We start from the raw sequence: 25,917 nt of genomic DNA, 5'->3' as shown, positions 1-25,917 counted from the left end.
TGCTTCTGTTCAAGACGATTTTAAGCATCCCCTTTGTCAAAAGTTCTTTTTCCAAAAAAGTTAATCGTTCACTCATCCGATAGACAGGTGTGGTAAGCATGGTTTTCGGAATTTATTATATGTACAATTTGGGCATCAACGAGAAACTATTATCGGTCTTGTTCGGTTGAACGCAGGCTATAGCCCAAGGGATACCGGGGTCATGAACTCTCAAGTAAAAAAACTTGAGTTTTTTTACTGTTTAAACCGATAAACATTCCTATTACTCTTTTGAGTGGACTAGTATAATGAAATATATTGGATAATTAATCCATTCAGGTATAAGGAGATGACATGTAATGAAAAGGAAACCGCTCCTGGTAGCACTTAGCCTATTATCAATAACGTTAGCTTCAGGTTGTACAACAAAGCAAGAACATATTTCCGTTCAAAAATCTGAAGGTAAAAACTACAAATTCGAAGCATATAAAGAAAAGATAGAGATTGAAAGAACAGAAAAAATAAAAGAGATAATGAAGAATGCTGACTGGGACAAATACGAGTTGGAGAAAGGTCATCCTAAGGCGGACTATATCTTTTATTTTAATGATGATAAAAATGAAGGGAAAATAGCCGTGTATTATGTTTGGGTTAATTCCGAAGAAAATAGTGTAGAATTGACGCGGAATAAACATAGCCAGTTTGTACAGTTAAATAGAAAGGATTCTGAAATTCTTTTAAGACTGCTACACTAATTAAAAGGAAGAGGATATCCAACTCCTGTCATTTCAAAAAAACAAGCATTTTATTACCTGATTATGGAAATATCATGTACATTAACGAAAATCAACAGAGTTAGTTAAGTACTCTTTTGGAGGGATTTATGAGGGAAATTACTTTGTTTAACTAAAAATACTGGATCAATACTTGGGCGCCCTATCTCTGAATACATATTTTTCACCAAGTCATAAATGAAAGTGAAGTCAATGGCTGCCTCCATTTTACGAACCAAATGGTTCGCTGGCACCAGTTGATCCAAAGTAATCATTTCAAGTTGATCTCGCTGAATAGAATTATGTTCCGAAAGCATCGTCAGTACCTCAAGTTTTAATACTCCTATTTTAAAACAAGACTTTGTTAAATTATAATGTTGATATTTACGATAAAAAATGACTTATTTTCTTGATAAGTCATTTTTAACTTTTAGTACGGTTATTAATAATTCTCAGTGACCTCTTGGCTTCATTCCTTATAACCAATTGACTTTCTTTTTGTTCGATTTCCATAAGAGTTTTAATTACATTGATGTCGTTAAAACTTTCGAATGCTCTGACCAATTTCCATCGGATAATGTTGTCGTTGTAATTGTTCCTTAAACATAGAAAAAGTGCATCAATAATTTGAGTATTAGAATGTATTTTGTTGTAAAAACAAATGAATCCTATTGCATCAATAACTTCTCTAATTGCAGGAATGTTATTTGTCTTTAGTACATCCATTAAAACTGGTAGAATATCTTCTTTCATATGAGCTAAAGTTCGAGCGATAATATCCCTCGGTAAAGGATAACTTTTCTTATTGAAACCATTAGTAGGTAATACTGTATGTTGATTATTGCCTATCTGTCCTAAATATTCGACCATAACCTTTGCAGACTGTACATCACCTTTTGAAAGTGTGTCACATAATTCAATCTTTGTATAAAGTTTTTTCTCTTGTTTAAGAGTATGAAGAAACAAACGAATCAAGTCATCGTTCAAATCATACTTCTCTGATAATATTTTTACAGCGATAGTTCTTTTATATGCTTCTTTGGATTTAAGCATTTCCAATAGTTCAATTTGTGTATGATTGCTATATTGTTGTAAATCTTCGCTTGTAATTTTCCCACGACTTTTTAACTGAGAATCAGAACTTTTCATTTATTCCCCCAAATATATCAATCGGCATAAAGTGGCACTCTAAGACTATCGTATGTTGTATTAGTTGAGAATAAGCAACTTTCGACAATCATTTTGCTAATAGATACATTGTCACTTCGGTGTTTAACAATATCTAAGAATTGAAACCAACTCAAATAATGGTCGAGGTATTTTGTAGCCATACCATTAAATCGTTGCATCCAACCTTTTAGACGACTGTGATAGTTATTTACATTTTGGATATGATAAAGTCCTTTTACCCGTTCTGTTCCATCTGACTTAAAACGGTAATGCTCCAATCCTTTGCTTTTTGCATACGCAGAAAAAGCCCTCCAAGCATCGGTACATAGGGTATTATCCGATGATAATTTAGAACCGATAGCCTTATCTAATTGAGTTTTCACAATTCGACCTCTACCAAGTACACCTGAAAATGTTGCTTTTTGGCGGTCTCTTGCGATTAAAACACAAACTTGTTCGTGACTAATGCCCCGAAATTTTGAAGAACCCCCACGTTTGCGAGGTTTACGCCCTTCAATGTTTCTTTTTCCCTTTTCAGAGTACAAAAAATATGTTTCATCCATCTCTACAATCCCTGAAAATGTGTCGAAGTCCATTTGTTTTAGAGCAGACAATACTTTGTGTCTCCAATAGAACAAAGTAACATAATGAACTTCACCAATAAGGTCTGCTGATTTACGAAGGGAATAGCCTTCCAACATACATTTAATAAAATCCAACCATTTATCGGGCTTATGAGTATGGTAAAGGGGTGTTGAGGATACATCTGTAAAAGTTTTTCGGCAATCTTTACAGCGGTATCGTTGGCGTTCAATCTCTTTAAGACCGAGTTTTACCATATACTTACCGAAACGCACAACTTGTTTAGAGCCACAATGCACACAAGTGTAGCCATCTTTATTTTTACGTTCAGTTACTTCTTGAAATACAGGTTCACTTGCTGAAAATGACGCAAGAGAACTGATAAAAAATTCTTTTAATCTATGTTGTTCTGCTGAATTTAATTTTTTTATCTCTGCTATTAATTCTCTTAACGTCATTTAAAGCCCTCCAAACAAATGTTCTTTTGTTTATTATAGAACGTTTGTTTGTTTTAATCAAATATCAACAGAGTTATTTAACATAGCCAAACAAAAAAGACTGTGGGAAAAAGCAGTTATATCTAATTGTTAAAACAAAGTTGATTGGAACGGGTGTGCGAGACTCCTGCGAGAAAAGCGCGTCCAAGGGAGACCCCACAGGCGCAAAGGCGCTGAGGGCGGACCGGCCGCGAAGCGAGTGCCCTACGTTCCAATCAACGTTCGAATTGTACAAGCCATAAAAAAAATGTAGACAAACTCGATTTTCATCGAGTTTGTCTACAGTCTGACCGGACTTCAATACAAGTCCGGTTTCTTTCATTCTGCTCAGGCTGGATCAATCTTTTTATTCGTTGTCCTCAATAATGGCATGGTGCAACAACGGAAAGAGCCACCGGACTTGATGATTTCGCTTATATCAACTTCAATGACTTCGTATCCGCGTTCACGAAGGTGACTATTTACCTTTTTATTACATGGGAGGCTGAATAATTTTTTATTCCCAATGGAAAGCACATTTGTTCCTAATGTGAATTGTTCTTTTATAGTCACTTCAATTATGTCATAACGTGAAGCTAATAAATCCAACTCTTTTTTTGTAAAGGACTCTGGAAAAATAAGCGCCTCTGTAGGTGATATGATATTGAAAACGCAGTCTAAATGAAGGAATTTTTCAATGAAAGGCACCGCGATGATTTCGTATTCCGGTAATAAGGTTTGGAGATGCTTGACGGATGATTCATTCGTTCTTTCACTGATACCAATATAGATGGTGTTTCCGTCAATAATGACATCCCCGCCCTCTATATGATTTTTGCGGATGTTAAAAAATGGGATACCATTCGTTTCGAGCCAGGATTTCAATATTAGTTCCTCACCCTGCCTGATACCTGTAGCCATCTCGGCTACGTAAACCTTATTGCCAAGAGTGAAACCAATATCCCTCGTAAAAACTTGTTCTGGATATGTAGATTTAGGGGGAAGTTTTATGACTTCAATCCCTTCATGTTCAAGTGCCTTAATAAATTGGGCGTGCTGCTTCCTGGCAAGTTCTTTATCGATGTTTTTTTCTATAAACTCTTTTTGCGTTTCGTTAATGATTTCACGGATTTCCATATAACGAGGTTCACAGACGATAACCCGTGATAGCTTTGAGTATTCACTCGCACAATAAGCCTCAAGTTCTTCGTTTATCTTGTTTACCATAAATGAGCTCCCTTTAAATATAATTGTATCTTTACTATTACCTCTTTTTTCTGGAAAGAAACATAAAAAATAAGTCGTTGCCTCATTAATCTTTGCCCTTAACTAAAAAACGGCAGTTGACGCGCTTCTATAGATCCGACATTCTTAGAACTGGAGGCTGGATATTTTTAAAAAGGGATCTGGTTGATATCCTTTTTTTATTTGAAAATATCATGAATATAAAGCTGGATTCAAAATAATCGTAAAAGGCACCTAGGAAAAAAGGATTATTTTTTTTCTGGTCGAATATATAATGAAGACGTTTTCAATATAAGGGGGAGATTGGAATGATGGATACTCCATTGATCATGACTCAAATCATTGAAAGAGCTGAAAAATATTTTCCGAAGAAAGAGGTAGTTTCGCGTACAGATGGTGGAATTCACACTTTTACATATGCTGAAATTGCTGAGCGTACAAGAAGGCTAGCTAGTAACCTTGAAAAATTCGGTATTAAAACAGGTGACCGTGTTGGAACACTTGCCTGGAACCATCATCGGCATTTAGAAGCTTATTTTGCGATTCCTTGTCATGGCGCTGTTCTACATACAATTAATATGCGTCTGTCTCCTCAACATGTTTCATATATCATCAATAGTGCGGAAGATCGATTATTACTGATAGATCCGGATGTCATCCCCCTGTTGGAAGCGATTCAAGGTGAGTTAACGACAGTGGAAGGATATATCTTAATGACCGATAAAGATGAGTTGCCTGAAACGACCCTTGCACCTATTTATCATTATGAAAAATTATTAGCCGAAGGGAATCCAAAACAGCCATTTATTCAAGCTTTGGATGAAAATGCTCCTGCCGGGATATGTTATACTTCCGCCACGACCGGGAATCCAAAAGGTGTGGTTTATTCACATCGCGGGATTTTGTTGCATGCGATTGCACTGGGACTTGCCGATTCTACAGCAATAAGCGAAAGGGATGTGGCCCTTGCAGTCGTGCCCATGTTTCATGTGAATGCTTGGGGCATGCCATTTGCGAGTGTTTGGTTTGGCACTAAGATGGTTTTGCCGGGACCCTACTTCACCCCAAAAATTTTGGCTGAGCTTATAGAAACGGAGAAGGTCACAATTGCAGCAGGGGTTCCGACGATATGGCTGGGCCTATTGAAGGAGCTGGAAGAAGGTAGCCATGATATGAGCAGCATTCGCGCTGTTTTATGCGGAGGGTCGGCAGCTCCAAAAAGCATGATTAAAACCTTTGAACAAAAGTACGGGATACCATTCCTGCATGCCTATGGAATGACTGAAACAAGCCCGCTCGTTTTTGTTTCCAAACCAAAAAGCTATCAGGAAGACCTCCCTGAAGAAGAACTATATGAGTTGAAGGCCAAGCAGGGCCTTGTCTCGCCAATGATTGAAATTAAAGTGATCGGCCAGGACGGCGAAGTAAAACCTGATGGAAAAGAAATGGGCGAATTACTAATTAGAGGTCCATGGATTGCGAATGGATATTTTAAGGATGAGAGGTCAGAGGATACATTTAAAGATGGCTGGCTGCATACCGGGGATGTTGTCACGATTGATGAAGAAGGATTCGTGAAAATCGTCGACAGGACTAAAGACTTGATTAAAAGCGGCGGTGAGTGGATTTCTTCCGTTGATATAGAGAATGCATTAATGGCCAATGAAGGAATCTTTGAGGCGGCGGTGATTGCAGTGCCTCATGAAAAATGGCAGGAACGACCGATTGCTTGTGTTGTTTTGAAGGACGAATACAAGGGGCAAGTGTCCCAAGAAGACATCATCGAATTTTTAAAGCCGCAATTTGCAAAATGGTGGCTGCCGGATGAAGTGGTCTTTTTGGAAGATATTCCGAAAACGGGTGTTGGGAAGTTCTTGAAAAGGGCTTTGCGAGATCAGCTTCAGGATAAATATATCAAGAAGTGATAGTATGTTTGTTTAATTGTAACTATTCACTCTATTCTGATAACTGGACAAAAATATATAATTGAATCATAGAACAAAAGAGGAGGAAATAAATTGAGTATTGAATCGACATCACCTGCAGGTACTGTTTTAGTCACATATTCCGACCGGACCGCTACTGTTGCAATGAACCGTCCAGAGGCCATGAATTCTTTAAATCCGTTAATGCTGCATGATTTTATTTATGCCCTTAAGGAAGTGAGTGAGAATAATGAAGTGGACGTCGTCATTTTAAAAGGGAATGGGAAAGTATTTTCCGCGGGTGGAGATATTAAGATGATGCTCTCGCCTGGAAAAGAAAACGCTTTCGATGACTTGATGGATGGAATTAGTGAATTGGTCACCACTCTATATTTCATGCCTAAATTGACCATCAGTGCCATACATGGTGCAGCTGCAGGGCTTGGATTAAGCATAGCTCTTGCAACTGACCATCTTATTGCAGATTCGGAAAGTAAGGTTGCGATGAATTTTATCGGAATTGGATTAATTCCTGATGGCGGCGGACACTTCTTCCTTGAGCGCCGTCTTGGTGAAGTAGGTGCAAAAGAGTTGATTTGGGAAGGTAAAGTCCTTACTGCGCTCGAAGCTAAAGAAAAGGGCCTCATTCATGAAGTGGCAGACGGAACCTTGGAACATGCGGTTGAGAAGAAAGTGCAAGCGTGGCTGCAAAGCCCGGTTCAAGCTATGATTAAAACGAAAAAGATTCTTAGTGAAAAAAATCGCCCGCTATTAATTAAGATGCTTGAGATTGAAAAAGCTGCTCAAATGAAAATGCGCCAAACAGCGGATCACCAAGAAGGAATAAAAGCTTTCGTGGAAAAAAGAAAACCGAACTTCATCGGAAAATGACTGAGAATGGCCGTCACGATATTTCAAGTAACATAGAAAAAAATTGAGAAACAACTGCAGAAGAGATGCAGAAGAAAAAGTCGGAATAAATGGTTTCAGGAGGATATGATTCTTCGATTTCATATCAAAAGTAATATCTATTGTTCAGGGGAAATGCTCATTTTTGCGATTAATAACAAAGAAAATTTAAGGGAAACTAATAGCGGCGGAATAGATAAACAAGGGAACGGAATTCACGTGGTAACTACATTGGCAGGTTCGGCACTAGTAGCCTGGAATTCAGGAAAAGGGGATACAGTGGAGGTTACTATAAGTTTAGGTCTTCCCATTGAAGAAGATAAACAAGCATCAGAAGGAAAAAATTAATTGCTATGAAGAGCCCATGGTATCACAGAGATAAAAAGGTCCTTAGCAAGCTAGAATTGGAGATGTAACAAAAAAGGAAAATCAATCTTTAAATTGTTGTTACGAATGAGGAACATCTGATTATCGTAGGTGAAGGCTCGTTTCCCCTAACCAATCCTTAGAAGGGCCTTAAAGAGGGTTGTCTGTTTAAGCGACTAGTAAAACGTAATTTTTGAAAAATATCATAGCTGAAATTGAAAAACACAATGGAATGATTTTCTTCAACGTGGTGGGTACCTTATCCAAGGGCAAATTATTCAAGGTAAATGATTCAATAGCCTAAAACTACAATCAAGTTTCCAAAATGAATTTAATGGGTTATTTCAATAGCTAGTAGCCGAAATGAACTTAATAGCCACCTAATAGAAGGTGGATGAAAGTGCGTAATAGGTGTTTTCAGGAACCAAAAATAATGAAAAATGAAGGACTTTATTTCTATTCTTTAGTTACAGGGTGAAAATGGCATATCTTTACCTTCGGAAAGATATGCCATCTATCCGCACACTAAGGGGAATAATTGCTTGAAGATAGATTTCTATTTGACCTTTTTTTATAATAGTGTAAAATTAAACCAAATAGTCGGTTTGTAAGGTGGTCACATGAAAACAACTAAAGGGAAAATAAAAAAAGATTATATATTAGATAAAGCAAAAGAGGTTTTTCTAACGAAAGGATACTCTTCAACTACTATTGCAGATATAGTTGAGCATAGCGGAGTAAGTAAAGGGAGCATCTACTATCACTTTGATAGCAAGGAAACATTATTCTTTAAACTTATTGAAAGAAAATCAATTGAATGGAAATCTATATGGAAAGAAAAAGAAAAAAAATATGATAATATTATCGATAAATTTTATGGTATTGCAGAATATTATGCAATCGATTCACAAAACCCATTAACGAAAATAACAGAAGAATTTTATATAAGTAACCCTGAACGAAATGAAGAGATATTGAATAAACTTTTGGGGATTATGCGTAGCCCTCGTGAATTATATGTTTCTTTAATAAATGAAGCTATAGAATCAGGTTTTATACCTAAAGTTGACAGTAAGGAACTAGCTATAATATTTTCTGGTCTCATGGATGGGTTAAGTGCAACGTATTACGAATACTCCGAATCTGAGATGAAAAATATTTATAAGAAGGCTGTTACTTACTTTTTGAATGGTGTTTTGAACAAATAAATAAGGTATTAGCAAAAAACTTTTATCTTATTTATTATCTATTAGTAAGGGGGCTGAAAAGTATTACTTGTTGACTATAATTAGTGAGAGAGTAATTAAATGAAGTTTTGATGGTGTTTATATGATTTTAAGGGGTGAATAAATTGAAGGAAAAGGATAATAAATGGATACAAGTAGGTAAAATTAAAGTAGAAAATGTACCTCAAGTTAATGAAACGTTAAAGGAAATTGAAACTATTGAAAAATTCACTAGGGATTTAGGGGAAGTATTAGATAACAGTAAAAAAAGAAACCAAGGTAAAAGATAGTAACGTAGTATCCGATTCCAATGAAGGAAATCTTACATATTGAATAAATAACGCTTACAAAATAAACCGCACGTTCGGTTTTGTTTGTAAGTTTTGAATACTCTATTTTGGAGCAAATGTTTAAATAATTATTAAACTGACTGTTCAGTTTAATTGAGGAGCGAATATGAAAACTTTATTTTCTAATCGGCCATTTATGATTGTTATGGCATCGGATTTATTACAAAATATCGGAATATGGATTCGTAATATGTCGTTATTATTTTTCGTGGTTGAGCGAACTAATGGTAGTCCAATAGCTATTTCAATTCTAACAATAATTGAATATTTACCGATATTAATATTTTCGATTATTGGTGGTGTATTAGCAGATAGATGGATACCTAAAAGGACTATGATTCTGGGGGATATCCTTAGTTTTATTTCAATAATATTTATCATTATAGTTGTGGAATCCGGACATTGGCAGGCAGTTTTTCTAGTAACAGCTGTATCAGCTATTGTTTCTCAATTTTCACAACCCTCCTCAATGAAGCTAATTAAACAAAATGTGGAAGAAAAACACATCCCATCCGCCATTGCGTTTTCCCAAAGTCTAATGTCACTATTTGTTATTATTGGACCTATAATCGGTACTTCGATCTATCAGTATTTTGGTATTGAACGGGTATTAATGAGCCTGTTGATTATTTTTGCCTTTTCTGCTTTAATTCTTTCCTTTTTACCAAGAACAGAAAAGGTTAAATATGAAAAAAACGAAACAGCAATTGGTGATCTTAAAGCTGGTATAATGTATGTTACTCAAAGTAAAAATTTGCAGGTGCTTATGTTGATATATGCAATTTTAGCTTTAGGAGTAGGCCTAGTTCAACCATTGGATGTTTTTATTGTTATCGATAGATTGGCCTTGGAAATGGAAAATCTAAAATGGTTTACAGCATTATCTGGAGTAGGGATGTTAATAGGAGCGGGGATTGCAGCTCTTGTATCCAAAAAAATCAAAGGTCATTTAGTTATTTTTACTGGATTCTTTTTTTTAGGCATTGCGACTATAATAGAAGTGTGGTCCATGTGGCCGCTGTTAACTGGTGCAATGCGTTTTCTCACTGGCATCTTTTTAGCTTTTATACAAACTATATTAGCAACTCTCATGCTAACGTCTGTACAAGAGTCATATATCGGTAGGATTAATGGTTTAATTACTCCAATATTCACAGGCTCTTTACTAATCGGCACAAGTATTTCTGGATTCTTTATGGAAATGACCTCGATTATAACAGTATTTATGACGGCTGGTTTAATTATTATACTTGCTGCTATTGTGAGTTTAAAACTTAAACTGAAAATAATACACAAGTTGAGAAACAGCATATCTTGTGATCTATCTAGGGTAATTATGAAAAGGCGAGATTAATCTAATTGTAATCTCTCCTTTTTCAGTTATCGAGCAAGCCAACATCTACCAAGGTATTTAACTAGAGTATGTATGACTAAAAATCACCTAAAAGTCTTTGGAAAGGACTAGAAGTGATTATTATAATCCAGCAAATAAATTGAAAACCAAGAGCCTATTACAGGTTCTTGGTTTCAACATTATTGAATATTCCTTCAGAAGGTGATAGTTTGTTAAATTATGTACAGGAAATTTTTAAATGTTGTTTTTTTAAAACTATAAGCTTTCTCTACTATAGCTATTGTGCTTAAAGTTTAGGTTAACCTCTATAGTATTTTGCTCTGCCTAAGTTTTAACTCTCATGTCCTTTGCTGATTATAGCTCTTCTTGAGCTTCTTTTTCCACCCCATACTCATTAAAAAACTTAAAGTAGAACATTATTTTCTACTGCTATTGAATAAGGGAAAAGGAATCCTAATACAGTAGAATAATTAATATTTTATTTTTTTACGATTATAGAACATTAGACCTTAGATATTTTTGTTGTTTTGTGTTTTATTGTCGTACACTGAGAATCTCTAGAATATTAAAATAGTCAAACAGTAAATGGTGCCATATTCTAACGTTTCTTCCTCTATGTTTTTTAGTGACGGTTTTTCCATATAATTAAAAATGAAAATGTGGAAAACTGGATCACACCTTTGATTGCGCTTCCAATTTCAATCAGCGATGAAACAGCAATAGCGTGCCTGAAGGTGATGTACAGCGGTGCGTTTGATCTTGATAATTTTTTTCATTCAATAGATTTTGTCCCAATTCTTTTGCTTGTTTATCATTCTCGGCTGTAAATGATTCATCCAATAGTTTTTCCCCTGACGGTTCAAAAACGGTTAATTTGTATATTCTGCTCATGTTTAAAACTCCCTTTTCAAGTATAATTCTGTCTATTTTCTAAAGATAGGTCTGTTATAAAAATTTTATCATTATCTGTCAATTTTGACTATTATTATGTAAGAGAAATATATTAACAATGAGAATATTGATGAGTAGCTGAATATCTTCATAAAAGATGGAAAATAACTATACCGAACAAACTTTAGAGTTTTTTTATATAAGCTGAAAAGCATGAAAACAAAACCTATTTAAACTAGAGGAATTCTCTCTTTAAAATAAAAAATCATAAATGATATAATAATCTTGAGGAAAAGTGAATGTAGAAGTGTATGGGATGAAGGGAGTTTTTTGAATGACGCTAAAAATCGTTAATAATATCACGGAATTGATAGGAGATACACCTGTTGTAAGAATCAATCATTTAACAGCGAAGGGTGACGCTGAAGTATTTGTTAAACTTGAATATTTCAATCCGAGCCGCAGTGTAAAAGATCGGGCTGCCTTTAACTTGATTAGGCAGGCTGAATTGGATGGAATCATTCAATCAGGGGCAACGATCATAGAGCCAACATCAGGAAATACAGGTATTGGACTTGCAATGAATGCCGCGGCAAAGGGGTATCGGGCCATTATGGTCATGCCGGATAATATGTCAAAAGAAAGAATCAATATATTAAAGGCATATGGAGCGGAAGTTGTCCTCACCCCTGCGTCAGAGCGGATGCCCGGAGCCATTCGTAAAGCTGAGGAACTCGCCGCCGAGATCACAAATAGCTTTATTCCGCAGCAATTCGAAAACCAAGCCAACCCTGATATTCACAGAGTTACGACTGCAGTCGAGATCCTTGATCAGATGGATGGAAAGCTAGATGTGTTTGTAGCTACTGCAGGAACGGGAGGAACGATTACCGGTACAGGTGAAGCATTAAAAGAACAGCTCCCGGATTTAAGGGTTGTCGTTGTCGAGCCTAAGGGATCTCCTGTTCTTTCCGGCGGAAAGCCTGGTCCTCATAAGTTAGTGGGTACGAGCCCTGGTTTCATCCCAAGCATTTTAAATACAGAAGTATTTGATGAAATCGTTCAAGCGGCTGATGAAGATGCCATTTCTACCATGAAGGATATGGCTTCAAAGGAAGGCATTTTGATTGGACCATCAGGCGGTGCCTCTGTATGGACTGCCCTACAGGAAGCTCGACGTCTTGGAAGTGGAAAACGAGTATTATGTATTGCACCTGATAATGGTGAACGTTATTTAAGTATGGATATTTTTAAATAGGAAAAAGACCGAATGCCGTGCATGAAACAATGTTCACGCCATTCGGTCTTTTTTCTGTTGAATTTGCCCATACTGGATTATCTGGTCCCGTGATAAAGTATTAAAGTAATAATATATGGGAAAGTATGTTCTGCTTATGTTAAAATCAAATGTGAAATGTTGATAGAATTCGAGGTGATAAAATGAGCAGTGTGAAGTTCATTCATGCGGCGGATCTCCATTTGGATAGTCCCTTTTCAGGGTTGAAGGATTTGCCGTCATCTATATTAAAGAAATTAAGGGAAAGTCCATTTAAAGCTTTTCAAAATATTATTAATGAAGCAATTTCCCATAAGGTTGACTTTATCGTGTTATCTGGGGATTTGTTCGATGGAGAAAATCGGAGTCTCCGGACACAGGTCCGCTTTCGAACCGAAATGGAAAAACTCCAGCAACATCATATCCCTGCTTATATCATTCATGGTAATCATGATCATCTCAGCGGCTCATGGATTACTGTGGAGCTACCGGATAATGTCTACATATTTTCAGGGCAAACGGAAGTGAAACTGTTTGAAAAAATTGATGGGACGACTGTCCACCTTTATGGATTCAGTTATCCACGCCGTCATGTAAGGGAGAGAATGGTCGAAACCTACATAAAAGCTGAAGGGGCCGATTACCATATTGGTCTGCTTCATGGAAATTTGGAAGGCAATTCCGAGCATAGCCCATATGCCCCTTTTTCTTTGAAGGAACTAGCTGCTAAAGATTTCGATTACTGGGCATTAGGCCATATTCATAAGCATCAGGTGGTTTCAGAAGATCCGCTGGTGATTTACCCAGGGAATATTCAAGGCAGGAACCGAAAGGAATCTGGCGTAAAAGGGTGCCTTCTTGTCGAATTAGATGGAGACACGAAGCGCCATTCCTTTATTGAAACCTCTGAAGTGATATGGGATAGTGAAACAATTGAAATATCCGCGGAGGGTGGATTTGATGCCCTGTTCAAGCAATGCAAGGAAGTAATTGAACAGAAGAGTTTCGATGGGAGAAGTTTTCTTTTGGAAATGAAGCTGAATGTTGGTGACGCAGCAGACGCTTCCGGGGAATATCTTGAGGAATTAAACCGGATTTTGCAGGATGAGGAGCAAGGCGAATCGTTTATCTGGGTGTACAAAATCAAAGTCATCCAGTTCATGCCAATGATTAGGTCAAATGAAAGGATATCGCCATTTGTGGCTGAGGTATCCATGCTTGCTTCTGAATTTGATGATACGGAGACTGCTCTGGCCCCGCTTTATAATCATCCGGGTGCAAGAAGGTTTCTTGATTCAATAGAACTGGAAGAGCAGAGGGAGCTTTTGCATGAAGCGGAAAGATGGCTTTTGCATGTGTTTGAACCGAATAAATAGGTTTAGGGAGGAGGAACGAATTTGATTATTAAAGACCTCCATGTTTATGGTTACGGCAAACTGGAAAATCAGCGTTTTCCAGAATTGGGACAGCTGCAGATTTTCTTTGGGGAAAATGAATCAGGCAAGTCAACCATTATGTCATTCATTCATAGTATGTTATTTGGATTTCCGACAAAGGTTCAAAGTGAACCGCGTTACGAGCCTAAAATGCATGCCAAATATGGGGGAAGGCTCAGTCTCATAACAAAAAAAGATGGGGAAATCGTTATTGAACGAGTGAAGGGAAAAGCTACTGGTGATGTGAAATTGACTTTCGAAGATGGAAGGGTTGGCGGCGAGGAAGAACTGAATGAGATTCTTCATGGCGTTGATAAAAACTATTACCAAGCCATTTTTTCTTTCGACCTTCAAGGTCTGCAGGGCTTGCATACACTAAGTGAAGGGACCATGAGTAAATATCTGCTTTCAGCTGGGCTGATTGGGAATGATAAACTTCTTGAAGCCGAAACGAAATTGCAAAAAGAGCTTGATTTAAAGTTCAAGCCATCAGGCCAAAAACCTTTACTGAATGTGAGATTAAAAGAGCTTAAGGAATTGCAGAAAAAGGTAAAAGCATCAGAACAAGAACAGCAGTCATATACGGCATTGCTTCATGAAGAGGCAAAACTCAAGGAGGAGCTCTCTAAAGTCACGATAGATATTCAAGAGATTGAAGAAAGCCTTGTTAACGTGAGCACTTTTTTGCAAATTAAGCCCTTGGTTGAAGAACAGGAGGACCTTGAAACCGAAATAAGTAAAATCAAGGATGTAAGTTTTCCTGTCGATGGTTTAAAGAGACTTGAACAGTTACAGGCAGTTGGAATGCCGATGAAAGCTCAACTGGCCGCATTGACGGATAAGATGGCCAAACTTGAAGGCAATCTCACGGAAATCGAAATCAATCCGTTCATCAAGGAACATAAAGAGCAGATTGAGCATGCTATCGATCAAGGAACATTGCTGGAGAAGCTTGAGCTGGATATAAGAAAAGCGGAACATGAAAGGCTGATGGAAGAAAAGAATATCGAAAAGGTGAAGCAGCAATTATTCTTGGATGTTTCTGATGATGAAATAAGAAAACTTGATATCAGTAGTTTTATGAAGGAAAGGGTCAAAAGGGCGGAGAGGGAAAAGCATCAACTTCAAAATGATAAAAAACAGCTTGATGAGAAATATGGACTGCAAAAGGGAAGTCTGGAAATGACAGAAGCCCGCTTGAAGGAGATAAAGGGCCAGATAATGCCGGAAGAAAAAAGAAACGAGCTGGAATCCTTTTACAACAAGCGGCATAACATCGAATTTGAAGCAGCCAAAACCCTTATTCTTGATGAACAAATACTTGAAGCAGAAAAACAATTGGCATTACAGAGGAAGAAGGAAGCGCATAACCGCAAACGTTCACTTATCATGAATGGCAGTTTTATAGTAATTCTTTGTTTAGGTGCGATCGGAAGTTATTTCAGTGAACAGATTTTGTTGGGAATTATCCTTTTAGCCATGGCTGTTCTGTTTGCGGTTTCCAGGTCCCTCTTCAAAGGTGATGATATATTGTCAGGGTATATCCGGCAATTGGATGAGATGAAAAGGAAAAGGGCTGCAATTGGGAGTGAAACTAATAAAGGGAGTGAAGGAGAGTCGATGGGACAGTTGCTTGAACTGGACCAACGTCTACAAAGGCGGCTTGAAAGTGAAAGGTTCAAGTATGAAGAAAGAGAGGAAGCGTTTGAATCGACCATTCAGGAATATACCGCTTGGGAAGCTAGCTGGGACCGATTGGATAAAGAGATGAGAGGCATCCTAAGCGGTTGGGGCATGTCTTATCCCGGAATGGAATACAATCTTGAATCTGTATTTGAACTGCTTGAGAAATGGAAGGAAGCCGTTGACAGAAAATATGAAACAATCAATCGGTACCAATTTCTACATACAGAGTTTGAAAGTAAATCGAAGGCTTTATTTCATTTTGCACACAGCCTTGATTTCGAACCTGCCACATGGCGGGAAGCGATTGGCCTTTTGAAACGGGAAATGAATAAAGCGGTTGAATTCTCCGTTCAATTAACGCAATGGATGCAGGAACGGAGTCATTTGGCGAACGAAATCGAGCATTTGACGATGGAAAAAGACTATCTCGATGCGGAAATGGAACAGCTTTTTAAGATAGCGAAGGTAAAGGGTGAGGAAGAGTTCAGACATGACGCCGCCTTGTCCGAAAAGAAAGTCACTTTCCAAAAACAACTTGATTTGGTTACCATTCAAATTGGGCAATCGAGAATGCTGCCTGATCAAATCCAAACTTACCTAAAACAGGGGATCACCACATATACATTTGAAAATTTGGAACGGAAACGGAAGGATTCTGTAAAGGTGAAATCACTTTTATTAGAGAAACAGTCGGATGCGAAGCATAGGATAAAACAGCTTGAAGCTTCAGGGATTCATGATGATCTACTCCATCGTTTTTATGAAGAAAAGGCTGCGTTTAACGAAGAAGCTAAGGAATGGGCGAAATTGGCAATAGCCAAAAGCTTATTGAATAAAACCTTGGACCGATATAAAAGGGAACGCCTTCCGAAGGTCATCGCCGATGCAGAGGGGCATTTTGCCTTTTTAACGAATGGAAGCTATCGGAAAATCATCCTTGACCAGTCGGGAGAAGGAATTTGGGTACAGCGAAGTGATGGCTTGAGTTTCAGGGTTGAAGAGGTCAGCCGCGGGACAGCAGAGCAAATATATGTTTCCCTAAGGCTCGCACTTGCTGATCATACTTTTGAATATGATTCATTCCCTCTCATCATTGATGATAGTTTCGTCAATTTTGATGAGGAAAGGACAAAACGGACGCTTGAGTTATTGAAAAAGGTATCGGAAAAGCGGCAAATTTTCTTTTTTACTTGTCATCGACATGTAATGGAACACTTTACTGAAAATCAAGTAATTCATCTATCCAGTCCCGTATTGCGCCAAAAAAGAATGATTTGATCATCCCCGAAATATAATGGGATTTAAACTATAAAAAAAGAGAGTGAAGTCATTGAATATGAATGAGTTTGTAGGCCACCATGATTCTTCTTTGGAGCTAATAATCGAAAAGGAGTTTCCTGGTGCACGATGTGTTGGGGGGAAATATTCTGCCGAAGGACATACGATCACTTTGTATAGAAGAGATATCGAAATACAGTGTGAACGCTCCCTAGGCTCGCTTGAGAGGCTTGAGGAATATACATGGGTGATTCTCTCACATGAGATGGGCCACGCGTTAGACCCCGATCTTGCTGTGCTTAGTGAGGAGCTATACAATACAGGAAAGTCAGAAATCCTTTATCAAATAGAGGTCAATGCCTGGAACATCGCCGAAGGATTAGTCCCTTTTATCGATCAGGCTTTATTTACCTTCATTAGAGATGAATCTCTGGCACACTGTACTAACCGCTTGCTGGTCGGTTAAAAGGCTCTCCAAATGGAGGGTTTTTTTATTTTCATCTAAATGGAGTTTGGAGGTTCCAACAGGCGATTGCCCTAAAGGGGGAACATGGACTAATGAATCGTTTGTGAGGAAGCTAAAGGCAAGTGGTAATGATAGGGCTAAAATTACTATAATGGGCTGAAATTTTTTACATTAATGTTTCCAAAGAAAGCTATATCTTTAATCGAGTGTCACTTTATGAATCATTTGAGAGGAATGGGCCATGAAATTTTGGACTATATTCTTTTTAAAGATTGACACTGAGAATCATTTTCATTAAACTGGTGTTATTAGACTAAAAGGGGAGTATTTTAATGCGACCAGCTATTAACACACAGTCTTTATCGCTCGGTTATGGTGATAAATTAATCATAAATGATATGAATATAAAAATACCCGATGGGGAAATCACCGTGTTCATCGGTGCTAATGGATGTGGAAAATCAACACTGCTAAGGTCGGTTGCCCGCTTGTTAAAACCTCAATCCGGCTCAGTTTTTCTTGAAGGCAAAGCGATTTCAACCATGTCATCGAAGGATATAGCAAGAAAGATGGCGATCCTTCCGCAATCGCCTGTTGCTCCTGAAGGACTCACAGTCTATCAACTTGTTAAACAAGGAAGATATCCTTATCAAAGTTGGTTAAAACAGTGGAGTTCCGTGGATGAAGAAAAAGTTCAAAAGGCAATTGAGGCAACGAACCTGACCGGACTGAAAGATCGGGCAGTCGATGAATTATCGGGAGGTCAAAAGCAACGCGCATGGATAGCGATGACTCTGGCTCAGGATACGGACATCATTTTGTTGGATGAACCGACTACATATCTTGATATGACCCACCAAATCGAGATTTTGGACTTATTGTTCGAGTTGAATGAGTTTGAGAACAGAACGATCGTGATGGTGCTTCATGATTTGAATTTAGCTTGTCGTTATGCAGATAATCTGGTGGCACTTAAAGACGGAGTGATACATGCTCAAGGTCGGCCAGAGGATATCATCACGCCTGACTTGGTGCAGCATGTATTCGGCATGGAGTGTCAAATTTCTTTTGATCCAATTTTTGGCAGTCCCATGTGCATCCCGTTTGGTAAAGGCCGTTACGCTCGAAGTCAGGTGAAAGCGCTGGCCAATGCATAACCTCTCACCATCTATTGAAAAAGAGCTGCAAGGATATCGCATATCCTTTCGGGATGATGCCAAGATTTCCAAGAACTTCAATCATGTTGATGAGCTGATTGAGTATGCACAAGCCAGGTCTGGGGCGGAAACGTCAAGAATAGCAATTTCAATGTGGTTCAGACATTATGCTTTTTTTGTCACGGCACAATTTTACATGTTCAGTAAACATCGGCTTATCTGGGAAGGCACACTTCAGGACATTGGCGTTTTGGATGATCCAGAAGATGAACATTGGCTTCCTGATTTTTTGCTGAAAATTAACAGGTGGAGCAATGTTACGGAAAAGGAAAGCTCTTCTGCCCTACATTCCATATTAAGCAGCTTTGGAGCGGATGCCATTCGCACATTTTCCGAAACTACTAAAATATCGAAACTTGTACTTTGGGAAAATATTTGGAGCTACACGGTCTGGATGTATAGTGAGTTACTGAAGCAGACCGATATAAAGACGCGGGTTGGAAGGGACATTGAAAGGCTGCTTGAAGATGAAACATGGCTGAATATTGAAACACGTTCACCTTTTAAAAGATTCATTGGGGAAAAAAGTGTTCCGGAGTCCATGAATCCTTATAAACGGGTGACATGCTGTTTATATTTCCGAATCGAGGGCCAGGATAAGTGCGCGTATTGTCCGAACAAGAACTGTTGAAATAGATCCGATTGGAGAGCCAGGCTTGAGTTCAAGCCTGGTTTTCTTGTGGGGTGAGGGTGACGGCAGCTTAGTCTTTTCCTTTCTATTGTCTGTCACTTATTACGAAAACTAAACGCACTAACTAGATTGATATGTTATAATGTTGATATTTAATTGAACGGGGGCAGTCGCATGGGAAATGGGATCATACACTACGGAATTGGTGAAGTAGTAGATATATATATGTATATTAAAACGAGTACAAAAGCGGTTGCAAGTAATGGAAAGCCGTTTTTAACATTGATTTTATGTGATAAAACCGGGGAAATCGAAGCAAAGCTATGGGATGTTTCCGAGGCTGATGAGAAAACATACAGTGCGGAAGCTACGGTGAAAGTTCAAGGGGAAGTCCAGAATTATCGGGGACGCAGCCAATTGAAAATCCGTAATATTAGACTTACTTCAGATGCCGATGGCGTCACCAAAGCCGATTTAATTCAAACGGCCCCTTTAAGTCAAGAAGAAATGATGGAAACCATCACTCAATTCATTTTTGAAATGAGGAATCCGAATATCCAAAGGGTGACTAGGCACCTCATTAAAAAATATCAGAATGAATTCCTGACGTTTCCTGCTGCCACCAAGAACCATCATGAGTATATGTCGGGACTTGCCTATCATGTCGTATCGATGCTAGGGCTGGCTAAGGCCATTTCAACCCTATATCCTTCGCTCAACAGGGATCTTTTGTATGCAGGAGTCATCCTGCATGATCTTGGAAAGGTACATGAGCTATCTGGGCCTGTGTCGACTGTTTATACTGTCGAAGGGAACTTGTTGGGTCATATTACCATCATGGTAAATGAAGTCGGTAAAGCTGCAGAGGAATTAGGCATTGAAGCAGAAGAAATCATGATTCTCAAGCACTTGATATTAAGCCATCATGGTAAAGCGGAATGGGGCAGCCCCAAACCGCCAATGGTGAGGGAAGCGGAAGTGTTACATTATATTGATAATATGGATGCCAAGATAAATATGATGGACCGCGCTTTGGAAAAAGTGAAACCGGGTGAATTTACGGAAAGAGTCTTTGCGCTCGATAATCGTTCATTCTATAAACCAACATTTTAATGAAATATGCTTCTTTCTCGATGGAGAAAGAAGCATATTTTTTTTGTTCACGCATATTCTCTATTAAATGAATAGTAGATTTTTTGGGAGGGAATGGACATGCCAATTTGGATCTGGTTCGTGTTTATTGGAATAATCGTCAGTGCAGTCATGTCAATTTGGACAGCTAGGCAGGAACGCCTCATAGATGATGCATGGATTGAGAAGGAAGGTCAGAAGTACATTGAACGTATGGAAGAAGAGCGTGAGAGGCGTAAAAAGGATATAAATCAGGGAGCATAGCTTGAATGATGAGAAAAAAAGCGACAGGCCAAAGGCCTGCCGCTTTTTTCTATCCAATTATTTTTCAGCTTTAGTTGCGTCACCAGAAGTGATGGCATCTTTTAGGTCTTTATCTTTAATCTTCACGTCCGCTTTTTTGACTTCTGAATTCAAAATATCTTGAACTTTAGTTTGGTCAATTTGAGCGACTTTCAAATCATACTCAAGATCTTTTTTCATATCTTTATATGGTTTCTTTTCTTTTGTATCAAGAAGTTGGATGATGTGGTAGCCATAATCGGATTTAATCGGTTTGCTGATTTCATTTTTCTTCATTTTGTAAGCTTGTTCTTCAAATGCAGGAACCATTTCACCTTGACCGAACCAGCCTAGCTCCCCGCCTTTTTCAGCTGAGCCTGTGTCTGTTGAATATTCTTTTGCAAGTTTAGCGAAGTCTTCGCCTTTGTCCAATTTAGCTTCAACTTCGTCAGCAGTTTTTTTGTCTTTTACAAGAATATGTCTCGCTTTGATTTGTGGTTTATAGTCTTCATAAGCTTTTTTTACGTCAGCTTCTTTTACTGTAATATCAGCAACGGCTGCTTTTTCTTGAAGCATGCCGATTTTTAGTGCACGTTTAAGATCATCTTCGCTCTTATATCCGGAAGAGGCCAGAGCAGTTTGGAAATTTTCACCCATTTGTTCTTTAAGCTCGTCCGTTTTAGCTTTTACTTCCTTATCCGTTACTGTATATTTTTCAGAAAGAACTTTTTCATAAATAAGTTCTTGAAGGACGGTTTCACCATAACGGTCTTTCATTGTATTGTAAAATTCATCTTTAGATATATCTCCCGCTTTAGTTTCCACGACTGCTTCCTTGTCGCTGTTGCATGCTGTAAGTCCGATCAGCCCTGCAGTAACAGCAATCGATAATGCCCATTTCTTCATAAAAACAACTCCTAGTTTTAAGTTTCTGGTTTGCTATTCTTCTTAGTATTTCCACAAAATTAACTATAACATATTCTGGTTACTTTACAAAAAATAATATATTGGTGTATGAATAAGAATTTTTGGAAAATGGGTGGACGCCTACCCAGATAGTAAACCATTACATATGATAAATCGAGGACATCAAAAGGAGGTAGCATAATGGGTAATGGATTTAACGGAGGTTTCGCTTTGTTAGTGGTGTTATTCATTTTATTAATTATTGTAGGAGCATCCTTTTGCTAATAGTTCGCAATATTAATAATGGAAAGAGCCCACTCCTTTTGCCATGGAGTTGAATAGGATAGGGTAGCCGCTACAAAAAAGATTGAATTGATTATCAAGCTATGAAAGGAATGGATTCCTTTTGGCGGATATAAGTGTGTGCATGAAAATGCTATTACTTAAGAATGGAAGGGAGGAAGATCAATGTCTGGGGGAATAGGTGGAGGCTTTGCTCTAATTGTCGTTCTTTTCATCCTGTTAGTCATCATTGGAGCTTCATGGTTATAGACTCATAAACAAAAGGCGAAGCTGATAGCTTCGCCCTTTTTCTTTATGTTGGATAATGCGCCGGTTATCACCAATGTATGTAACAAATGATGGCCATCATTTGTTGCTTATCTCTACGTATACAAAATTTCAATATAGGAGGATAATAACATAATAGTAATTAAAACATTAATGATCCTGAATACTTTAGGCTGCCGGTCTTCAGCAATTTCTTTTTGAATGCATAAAGAGTTTGTCATTCTATTAATATTATAAAGAATCAAAATAGCAAAAATAATAAACCAGAACGAGATCAAAACCTAAAATCCCTCCTTGCAAAACATCATGTATAAATAACGATACCAAATTATAATGAAAAAAGATACCTAAAAATCTTATCAGGCATCTTTATGAATAGATAAGAAATCACTTTTGAACAAGTATATCGTATCCTTCTAAATGTTCTTCGATAAATGAATGTCCTGGGGAACCAACCAGGTTTTTTATATAAATAAAATCCGATACGCATAATCCAGTGTGCAGGGATAATAAAATAGTGAAATAATGGATGTAATGTGGAAAACTAAGGGCACAACCAATCAATATGACAGACATAATGAAGAAAGGCAACACAAGTGTCAAGAGATATAGGTGCTTTCGAATCGGATAATGCACATTGACCCTGCATGTAAGCACAAGTTTCCACTTCAAGGACCAAGAAGTTTTTACTTTTTTACATAATAATCGTAAAGGTAAATAGTGTAATAGTTTGTGAACAGGATATAATAAGAGCAATAGGCTAAAAAATACCATTGTTTGATCGTCATACAAAACAACATGGGATGAAAAGACACTTAATAATGTATAGATCAGAACAAAAGACATCAATATAGTAAAAACTGAAAATAAGATCAGACGGCAATTCCCATATTGTTTTGCCACGTCAATTGTTTTCCACGAATTCATTTCGAATCAGCCCTCCAAAGACCGTTGAATTTACTTACATACATTACGATGAATGCGTGGAAAAAGCAATAGAATTCTTGGATTAAGTTTTATGATAATAATCATTTTAGAGTGGATGAATACTAAAGACGTTTAAGGCCGGGTTTTGAACATGAAAACCTAATTGGTTTTAAGTCTTTTATGATAAAATTGAATGATTGATTGGGGATTAAAAATGTATGAAAAATATAAATGAAGAAATAGAAATACTCCGGTTTCATCAACGGCTTTTATTAAATATGATACGTAATCCGGAGGCCAAGTTGGACTTTCTGTTTGTGGAAAAAAATTTCACGAAGAAGGAAGCGGAAGAGTTATTAGAAACATGTGATACATTGAGCAAGCGCTACGAAATAGAAAAAGCGGAAGGTTACATGAACTTTCGACCGCTTTTTAATCAATTTGAAAGAAAGGTTAATCCAAAAATAACCATAAAGGAATGCATTGATGCGTGCCTCTCACAAGGTTTATATGTATCATTCATGAAGGAAATGGATAGAGTGTGAGATTAAACTGGTTCAGTTTCTTTCTCTATCTTTTTTTTTGCGATTTTACCCTCCACGTCAGTAAATTCTTGATCAATGTTATCGAAGGATCGTTCAAAAATTTGCATGAAATCTTCACCGTATATATTACGTATGACAGCCATCATTTCAATCATATCCGGAAACTTCCCATAAAGCTCACGCAGTGGAAGTGCACCTGTGAAAGCAGAGTTCTTACTTGGATCATATGTCTCCATTAAATCAAGTAGAATCTTTTCACCTTCTGGGGTGATCTCTATATACGTATTCCTTTTGTCATTTTCTTTCTTTGAAAATGTTAAAAACCCGCGTTCTTCCAATTTTTTCGAAAAGTTAAATGCCGTAGAAACATGCATGACCCCAAATTTTGCAACATCTGAAATGGAAGAGCCATTAAGATGGTAGGCAATCCAAAGAATATGGTGCTCATTGATATTTAAATCATAGGGCTTAATCCATTGCTGCCAATCTTTTTCAATCGATTTCCATAATGCTTTGCTTAATTGTGCAATTCGTTGACTAAAAATCATTGCTTCTTTCATAGAATAATTTTTATTCTGCATATTATGGGCTCACCTACTTTTAAGATTCTGTATATTTATTATGACAATAAAATAAAAATTAATAAAGAAAATATTTGCGAAATTTTTAGAAAATTTTAGTTTTTTCAATGGATTCTCCATTTTTCTCCAATAAACCATGTAATTTATTGGTAAAAATGGAGAACCAAGCTTGTGTGTATTAATTTTTGGAAGCAGGGATTGCTGTTTCCAATTCTTTTAAAGAATTTTCAATTTCTTGAACGTTCTTCAATAATTCACTCTTATTTGGTTCGATTTCCTGCTTCCAGTTCTCGATGACGACCTGAACATCCGAAATGAAGGTTTTTACCGTTTCTTTGCTGATTTGTGTAGCTTCCATCGTGTCATCTTTAATATTTAGCATTTTTACCTTTAACTCATCAATTGTATTCTTAATTTCTTCCGTATTCGTTTTGATGCGGGTCCGTAAGTCTTTACCTGAACTTGGAGTAGAAAGTAAGGTTGCTGCACCCGCTACGACTGTTCCGGTTAAAAAGCCAATTAGTAATGATTTTGCTTTCATTAGGATCACCTCATTTTATAATATTGTTTTCGCTTTACATGGTCTAAATCCCTGCTGAAAAAAGCATCAATTGGAAATTATGATAAATAGGGATAGAAATACTATTGATATCAAAATACCATAATTTTCATTCTTATGGAAGAGTATCGACCATTTTATCTTTATATCACAAAAATATTTTTTTAAACTTAGATAGTAAATATATAATATTTAAAAATAACTTGAAGCTTTATTAAAAATGCTTCATATAAAGGAAATAACAGCATATAGATAGTAAAAACAAGCTGTCTGAACATGGATGGCACTGGTGGGTTAATAATGAAAATCATTTTTTTATTAGGCCTGATATGCCTGTGCGGGATGGGGTATTTTCTACGAAAAGCAAAAACTCCTGGCATCTATCCGCCTAAGAGGGTGCTCCAGGCCAGAGCCTTCGCTATGGGTCTTCCCGGAGGGGTGCTGCTTTTGATTTGGTTTATGTGGATATTGATTCATTGACCCTAGAAGGATGATTCTGACTAGACTCCCAGATTCATAAGATTGGAAAAAAAGCACCGGACATTTCCGGTGCTTTTTTAAGTATGATGATCCTGCTGTTTAAGCATTAATGGGTGTATTAGATTTTCTTACGATGCCGTTCACAATTGGATAAATGATGACCATCGCAACTGTATTTAGCAGTACGGCAGGAAGCACAACAGCGCCGAAAAGTGCAACGAAAGGCCCTGGAAGGGAAACGATATAATAAGCCGAACCAAGAAAGACAGCACCGGAAATTATTGTTCCTACGGCAGTCAAGACACTAACTGTGACAACGGATGTTGAAAACTTCTTAATACTGATGAATAAAAGGTAAAACAGAAAGGCTGTTGCCAATTTGTCTATGATATTTGGAATCTGTCCTCCAGGAAATGTAGTTGTCATGGCAGAGATGGCTCCAGCAGCCAAGGCGACAATGAATACATTCTTCTTCGCGGGAAACAGCGTGATCGCCAAAAACATCATCAACAGCATCATATCCGGTTTCATTCCAAGGAAGAATCCAGGAACGATAAAATGCAGGGCAGCCCCAATCCCGATAAATAGGGACAGTGACACAAGGGTTTTTGTTTTCATTTACTCATCTCTCCTATTCTCATCTCAACTAACATCTTTTCTTCAACAATGCACTATTGCCTGTTGCAAGAAGTTTAAAATA

Annotated in this window: 28 protein-coding genes and 1 pseudogene; 18 read left to right on the top strand and 11 right to left on the bottom strand. The window is 37.5% G+C overall.

Going from position 1 to position 25,917, the window contains the following annotated elements:
• Positions 1 to 338: 338 nt before the first annotated feature.
• A complete protein-coding gene (locus ACQKKK_RS05090) occupies positions 339 to 734 on the top strand; it encodes a hypothetical protein (protein WP_427614533.1) in 396 nt (131 codons plus the stop codon).
• 146 nt (positions 735 to 880) lie between these two features.
• On the opposite strand, the pseudogene ACQKKK_RS05085 reads toward ACQKKK_RS05090, so the two are convergent.
• From ACQKKK_RS05085 to ACQKKK_RS05070, 4 genes and pseudogenes are all read right to left on the bottom strand, one after another.
• A pseudogene (locus tag ACQKKK_RS05085) lies at positions 881 to 1,069 on the bottom strand (IS5/IS1182 family transposase); the annotation flags it as partial.
• 106 nt (positions 1,070 to 1,175) lie between these two features.
• Complete coding sequence (locus ACQKKK_RS05080; RefSeq protein ID WP_427614532.1) at positions 1,176 to 1,901, bottom strand: HEAT repeat domain-containing protein; 726 nt, start codon at positions 1,899 to 1,901, stop codon at positions 1,176 to 1,178.
• Positions 1,902 to 1,918: 17 nt separating this feature from the next.
• On the bottom strand, positions 1,919 to 2,962 hold the full coding sequence (locus ACQKKK_RS05075; protein WP_427614530.1) for an IS1595 family transposase: 1,044 nt from the start codon (positions 2,960 to 2,962) through the stop codon (positions 1,919 to 1,921).
• Between the two features lie 366 nt (positions 2,963 to 3,328).
• On the bottom strand, positions 3,329 to 4,207 hold the full coding sequence (locus tag ACQKKK_RS05070) for a dimethylarginine dimethylaminohydrolase family protein (protein ID WP_427614529.1): 879 nt from the start codon (positions 4,205 to 4,207) through the stop codon (positions 3,329 to 3,331).
• A 326-nt stretch (positions 4,208 to 4,533) separates the two neighbouring features.
• On the opposite strand from ACQKKK_RS05070, the gene ACQKKK_RS05065 reads away from it, so the two are divergent.
• The 6 genes from ACQKKK_RS05065 (at position 4,534) to ACQKKK_RS05040 (ending at position 10,355) form a co-directional block, all read left to right on the top strand.
• The gene (locus tag ACQKKK_RS05065; RefSeq protein ID WP_427614528.1) at positions 4,534 to 6,150 is read left to right on the top strand and encodes a long-chain fatty acid--CoA ligase; all 1,617 of its coding nucleotides are present in this window, start codon (positions 4,534 to 4,536) and stop codon (positions 6,148 to 6,150) included.
• Positions 6,151 to 6,243: 93 nt separating this feature from the next.
• A complete protein-coding gene (locus tag ACQKKK_RS05060; protein WP_427614527.1) occupies positions 6,244 to 7,041 on the top strand; it encodes an enoyl-CoA hydratase in 798 nt (265 codons plus the stop codon).
• 105 nt (positions 7,042 to 7,146) lie between these two features.
• Positions 7,147 to 7,407, top strand: coding sequence for a hypothetical protein (locus ACQKKK_RS05055; protein WP_427614526.1), 261 nt, complete (start codon positions 7,147 to 7,149; stop codon positions 7,405 to 7,407).
• Between the two features lie 638 nt (positions 7,408 to 8,045).
• On the top strand, positions 8,046 to 8,633 hold the full coding sequence (locus tag ACQKKK_RS05050) for a TetR/AcrR family transcriptional regulator (RefSeq protein WP_427614524.1): 588 nt from the start codon (positions 8,046 to 8,048) through the stop codon (positions 8,631 to 8,633).
• A 143-nt stretch (positions 8,634 to 8,776) separates the two neighbouring features.
• Entirely contained in the window at positions 8,777 to 8,941 is a 165-nt protein-coding gene (locus ACQKKK_RS05045; RefSeq protein WP_427614523.1) for a hypothetical protein, read from the top strand.
• Positions 8,942 to 9,107: 166 nt separating this feature from the next.
• Positions 9,108 to 10,355: an MFS transporter gene (locus tag ACQKKK_RS05040; protein WP_427614522.1), complete on the top strand. Its 1,248-nt coding sequence runs from the start codon at positions 9,108 to 9,110 to the stop codon at positions 10,353 to 10,355.
• A 702-nt stretch (positions 10,356 to 11,057) separates the two neighbouring features.
• Here the strand turns inward: ACQKKK_RS05040 and ACQKKK_RS05035 are convergent.
• Complete coding sequence (locus tag ACQKKK_RS05035; RefSeq protein WP_427614521.1) at positions 11,058 to 11,246, bottom strand: YhzD family protein; 189 nt, start codon at positions 11,244 to 11,246, stop codon at positions 11,058 to 11,060.
• 334 nt (positions 11,247 to 11,580) lie between these two features.
• On the opposite strand from ACQKKK_RS05035, the gene cysK reads away from it, so the two are divergent.
• From cysK to ACQKKK_RS04995, 8 genes are all read left to right on the top strand, one after another.
• Positions 11,581 to 12,504 (top strand): cysteine synthase A, encoded by a 924-nt coding sequence (cysK, locus tag ACQKKK_RS05030; protein ID WP_427614520.1) that lies wholly within the window; start codon positions 11,581 to 11,583, stop codon positions 12,502 to 12,504.
• Positions 12,505 to 12,686: 182 nt separating this feature from the next.
• The gene (locus tag ACQKKK_RS05025) at positions 12,687 to 13,898 is read left to right on the top strand and encodes a metallophosphoesterase family protein (RefSeq protein WP_427614519.1); all 1,212 of its coding nucleotides are present in this window, start codon (positions 12,687 to 12,689) and stop codon (positions 13,896 to 13,898) included.
• A 21-nt stretch (positions 13,899 to 13,919) separates the two neighbouring features.
• Positions 13,920 to 16,922 carry an AAA family ATPase gene (locus ACQKKK_RS05020; RefSeq protein ID WP_427614517.1) on the top strand — a complete coding sequence of 1,001 codons (3,003 nt, stop codon included), beginning with the start codon at positions 13,920 to 13,922 and terminating at the stop codon, positions 16,920 to 16,922.
• A 58-nt stretch (positions 16,923 to 16,980) separates the two neighbouring features.
• Entirely contained in the window at positions 16,981 to 17,388 is a 408-nt protein-coding gene (locus ACQKKK_RS05015; protein WP_427614515.1) for a hypothetical protein, read from the top strand.
• 332 nt (positions 17,389 to 17,720) lie between these two features.
• Positions 17,721 to 18,545, top strand: a complete 825-nt coding sequence (locus ACQKKK_RS05010; protein ID WP_427614514.1) for an ABC transporter ATP-binding protein — start codon at positions 17,721 to 17,723, stop codon at positions 18,543 to 18,545.
• Positions 18,538 to 19,236, top strand: a complete 699-nt coding sequence (locus tag ACQKKK_RS05005; RefSeq protein WP_427614512.1) for a (2Fe-2S)-binding protein — start codon at positions 18,538 to 18,540, stop codon at positions 19,234 to 19,236. The genes ACQKKK_RS05010 and ACQKKK_RS05005 overlap by 8 nt, the downstream gene beginning before the upstream one ends.
• A gap of 174 nt (positions 19,237 to 19,410) precedes the next feature.
• Positions 19,411 to 20,349, top strand: coding sequence for a 3'-5' exoribonuclease YhaM (yhaM, locus tag ACQKKK_RS05000; RefSeq protein WP_061462013.1), 939 nt, complete (start codon positions 19,411 to 19,413; stop codon positions 20,347 to 20,349).
• A gap of 99 nt (positions 20,350 to 20,448) precedes the next feature.
• Positions 20,449 to 20,631, top strand: a complete 183-nt coding sequence (locus ACQKKK_RS04995; protein ID WP_053344914.1) for a sporulation YhaL family protein — start codon at positions 20,449 to 20,451, stop codon at positions 20,629 to 20,631.
• A 57-nt stretch (positions 20,632 to 20,688) separates the two neighbouring features.
• Here ACQKKK_RS04995 and ACQKKK_RS04990 read toward each other — a convergent pair whose 3' ends face one another.
• On the bottom strand, positions 20,689 to 21,555 hold the full coding sequence (locus ACQKKK_RS04990; RefSeq protein WP_427614510.1) for a peptidylprolyl isomerase: 867 nt from the start codon (positions 21,553 to 21,555) through the stop codon (positions 20,689 to 20,691).
• Positions 21,556 to 21,756: 201 nt separating this feature from the next.
• Between ACQKKK_RS04990 and ACQKKK_RS04985 the strand changes: the two genes are divergently transcribed.
• Together ACQKKK_RS04985 and ACQKKK_RS04980 are read left to right on the top strand one after the other, a co-directional pair.
• Positions 21,757 to 21,840: a YjcZ family sporulation protein gene (locus tag ACQKKK_RS04985; protein WP_427614801.1), complete on the top strand. Its 84-nt coding sequence runs from the start codon at positions 21,757 to 21,759 to the stop codon at positions 21,838 to 21,840.
• A 183-nt stretch (positions 21,841 to 22,023) separates the two neighbouring features.
• A complete protein-coding gene (locus tag ACQKKK_RS04980) occupies positions 22,024 to 22,107 on the top strand; it encodes a YjcZ family sporulation protein (RefSeq protein ID WP_034314699.1) in 84 nt (27 codons plus the stop codon).
• A gap of 113 nt (positions 22,108 to 22,220) precedes the next feature.
• Here ACQKKK_RS04980 and ACQKKK_RS04975 read toward each other — a convergent pair whose 3' ends face one another.
• Positions 22,221 to 22,403 (bottom strand): hypothetical protein, encoded by a 183-nt coding sequence (locus ACQKKK_RS04975; RefSeq protein ID WP_061462017.1) that lies wholly within the window; start codon positions 22,401 to 22,403, stop codon positions 22,221 to 22,223.
• Between the two features lie 109 nt (positions 22,404 to 22,512).
• Entirely contained in the window at positions 22,513 to 23,052 is a 540-nt protein-coding gene (locus ACQKKK_RS04970; protein WP_427614509.1) for a DUF3267 domain-containing protein, read from the bottom strand.
• A 218-nt stretch (positions 23,053 to 23,270) separates the two neighbouring features.
• Between ACQKKK_RS04970 and ACQKKK_RS04965 the strand changes: the two genes are divergently transcribed.
• A complete protein-coding gene (locus tag ACQKKK_RS04965; protein WP_427614508.1) occupies positions 23,271 to 23,597 on the top strand; it encodes a DUF1878 family protein in 327 nt (108 codons plus the stop codon).
• Positions 23,598 to 23,599: 2 nt separating this feature from the next.
• Here the strand turns inward: ACQKKK_RS04965 and ACQKKK_RS04960 are convergent, their stop codons facing one another.
• From ACQKKK_RS04960 to ACQKKK_RS04950, 3 genes are all read right to left on the bottom strand, one after another.
• On the bottom strand, positions 23,600 to 24,178 hold the full coding sequence (locus ACQKKK_RS04960) for an HTH-type transcriptional regulator Hpr (protein WP_427614507.1): 579 nt from the start codon (positions 24,176 to 24,178) through the stop codon (positions 23,600 to 23,602).
• Positions 24,179 to 24,356: 178 nt separating this feature from the next.
• Positions 24,357 to 24,719 carry a YtxH domain-containing protein gene (locus ACQKKK_RS04955; RefSeq protein WP_427614505.1) on the bottom strand — a complete coding sequence of 121 codons (363 nt, stop codon included), beginning with the start codon at positions 24,717 to 24,719 and terminating at the stop codon, positions 24,357 to 24,359.
• Positions 24,720 to 25,316: 597 nt separating this feature from the next.
• Positions 25,317 to 25,835: a tryptophan transporter gene (locus ACQKKK_RS04950; RefSeq protein WP_427614504.1), complete on the bottom strand. Its 519-nt coding sequence runs from the start codon at positions 25,833 to 25,835 to the stop codon at positions 25,317 to 25,319.
• Positions 25,836 to 25,917 lie beyond the last annotated feature (82 nt).

This window comes from Peribacillus sp. NPDC006672, assembly GCF_050274955.1.
Classification (GTDB): Bacteria; Bacillota; Bacilli; order Bacillales; family DSM-1321; genus Peribacillus.
Note: the sequence above shows the minus strand (reverse complement) of the source record. Positions and strands in the feature narration are given on the sequence as shown.

What these genes read in the sequence shown, in the direction of transcription:
- ACQKKK_RS05090 (WP_427614533.1), top strand. Translation starts at nt 339, where the DNA reads ATGAAAAGGAAACCGCTCCTGGTAGCACTTAGCCTATTATCAATAACG.
- ACQKKK_RS05080 (WP_427614532.1), bottom strand. Translation starts at nt 1,901, where the DNA reads ATGAAAAGTTCTGATTCTCAGTTAAAAAGTCGTGGGAAAATTACAAGC.
- ACQKKK_RS05075 (WP_427614530.1), bottom strand. Translation starts at nt 2,962, where the DNA reads ATGACGTTAAGAGAATTAATAGCAGAGATAAAAAAATTAAATTCAGCA.
- ACQKKK_RS05070 (WP_427614529.1), bottom strand. Translation starts at nt 4,207, where the DNA reads ATGGTAAACAAGATAAACGAAGAACTTGAGGCTTATTGTGCGAGTGAA.
- ACQKKK_RS05065 (WP_427614528.1), top strand. Translation starts at nt 4,534, where the DNA reads ATGATGGATACTCCATTGATCATGACTCAAATCATTGAAAGAGCTGAA.
- ACQKKK_RS05055 (WP_427614526.1), top strand. Translation starts at nt 7,147, where the DNA reads ATGATTCTTCGATTTCATATCAAAAGTAATATCTATTGTTCAGGGGAA.
- ACQKKK_RS05050 (WP_427614524.1), top strand. Translation starts at nt 8,046, where the DNA reads ATGAAAACAACTAAAGGGAAAATAAAAAAAGATTATATATTAGATAAA.
- ACQKKK_RS05040 (WP_427614522.1), top strand. Translation starts at nt 9,108, where the DNA reads ATGAAAACTTTATTTTCTAATCGGCCATTTATGATTGTTATGGCATCG.
- ACQKKK_RS05035 (WP_427614521.1), bottom strand. Translation starts at nt 11,246, where the DNA reads ATGAGCAGAATATACAAATTAACCGTTTTTGAACCGTCAGGGGAAAAA.
- cysK (WP_427614520.1), top strand. Translation starts at nt 11,581, where the DNA reads ATGACGCTAAAAATCGTTAATAATATCACGGAATTGATAGGAGATACA.
- ACQKKK_RS05025 (WP_427614519.1), top strand. Translation starts at nt 12,687, where the DNA reads ATGAGCAGTGTGAAGTTCATTCATGCGGCGGATCTCCATTTGGATAGT.
- ACQKKK_RS05015 (WP_427614515.1), top strand. Translation starts at nt 16,981, where the DNA reads ATGAATGAGTTTGTAGGCCACCATGATTCTTCTTTGGAGCTAATAATC.
- ACQKKK_RS05010 (WP_427614514.1), top strand. Translation starts at nt 17,721, where the DNA reads ATGCGACCAGCTATTAACACACAGTCTTTATCGCTCGGTTATGGTGAT.
- ACQKKK_RS05005 (WP_427614512.1), top strand. Translation starts at nt 18,538, where the DNA reads ATGCATAACCTCTCACCATCTATTGAAAAAGAGCTGCAAGGATATCGC.
- yhaM (WP_061462013.1), top strand. Translation starts at nt 19,411, where the DNA reads ATGGGAAATGGGATCATACACTACGGAATTGGTGAAGTAGTAGATATA.
- ACQKKK_RS04995 (WP_053344914.1), top strand. Translation starts at nt 20,449, where the DNA reads ATGCCAATTTGGATCTGGTTCGTGTTTATTGGAATAATCGTCAGTGCA.
- ACQKKK_RS04990 (WP_427614510.1), bottom strand. Translation starts at nt 21,555, where the DNA reads ATGAAGAAATGGGCATTATCGATTGCTGTTACTGCAGGGCTGATCGGA.
- ACQKKK_RS04985 (WP_427614801.1), top strand. Translation starts at nt 21,757, where the DNA reads ATGGGTAATGGATTTAACGGAGGTTTCGCTTTGTTAGTGGTGTTATTC.
- ACQKKK_RS04980 (WP_034314699.1), top strand. Translation starts at nt 22,024, where the DNA reads ATGTCTGGGGGAATAGGTGGAGGCTTTGCTCTAATTGTCGTTCTTTTC.
- ACQKKK_RS04970 (WP_427614509.1), bottom strand. Translation starts at nt 23,052, where the DNA reads ATGAATTCGTGGAAAACAATTGACGTGGCAAAACAATATGGGAATTGC.
- ACQKKK_RS04965 (WP_427614508.1), top strand. Translation starts at nt 23,271, where the DNA reads ATGAAAAATATAAATGAAGAAATAGAAATACTCCGGTTTCATCAACGG.
- ACQKKK_RS04960 (WP_427614507.1), bottom strand. Translation starts at nt 24,178, where the DNA reads ATGCAGAATAAAAATTATTCTATGAAAGAAGCAATGATTTTTAGTCAA.
- ACQKKK_RS04955 (WP_427614505.1), bottom strand. Translation starts at nt 24,719, where the DNA reads ATGAAAGCAAAATCATTACTAATTGGCTTTTTAACCGGAACAGTCGTA.
- ACQKKK_RS04950 (WP_427614504.1), bottom strand. Translation starts at nt 25,835, where the DNA reads ATGAAAACAAAAACCCTTGTGTCACTGTCCCTATTTATCGGGATTGGG.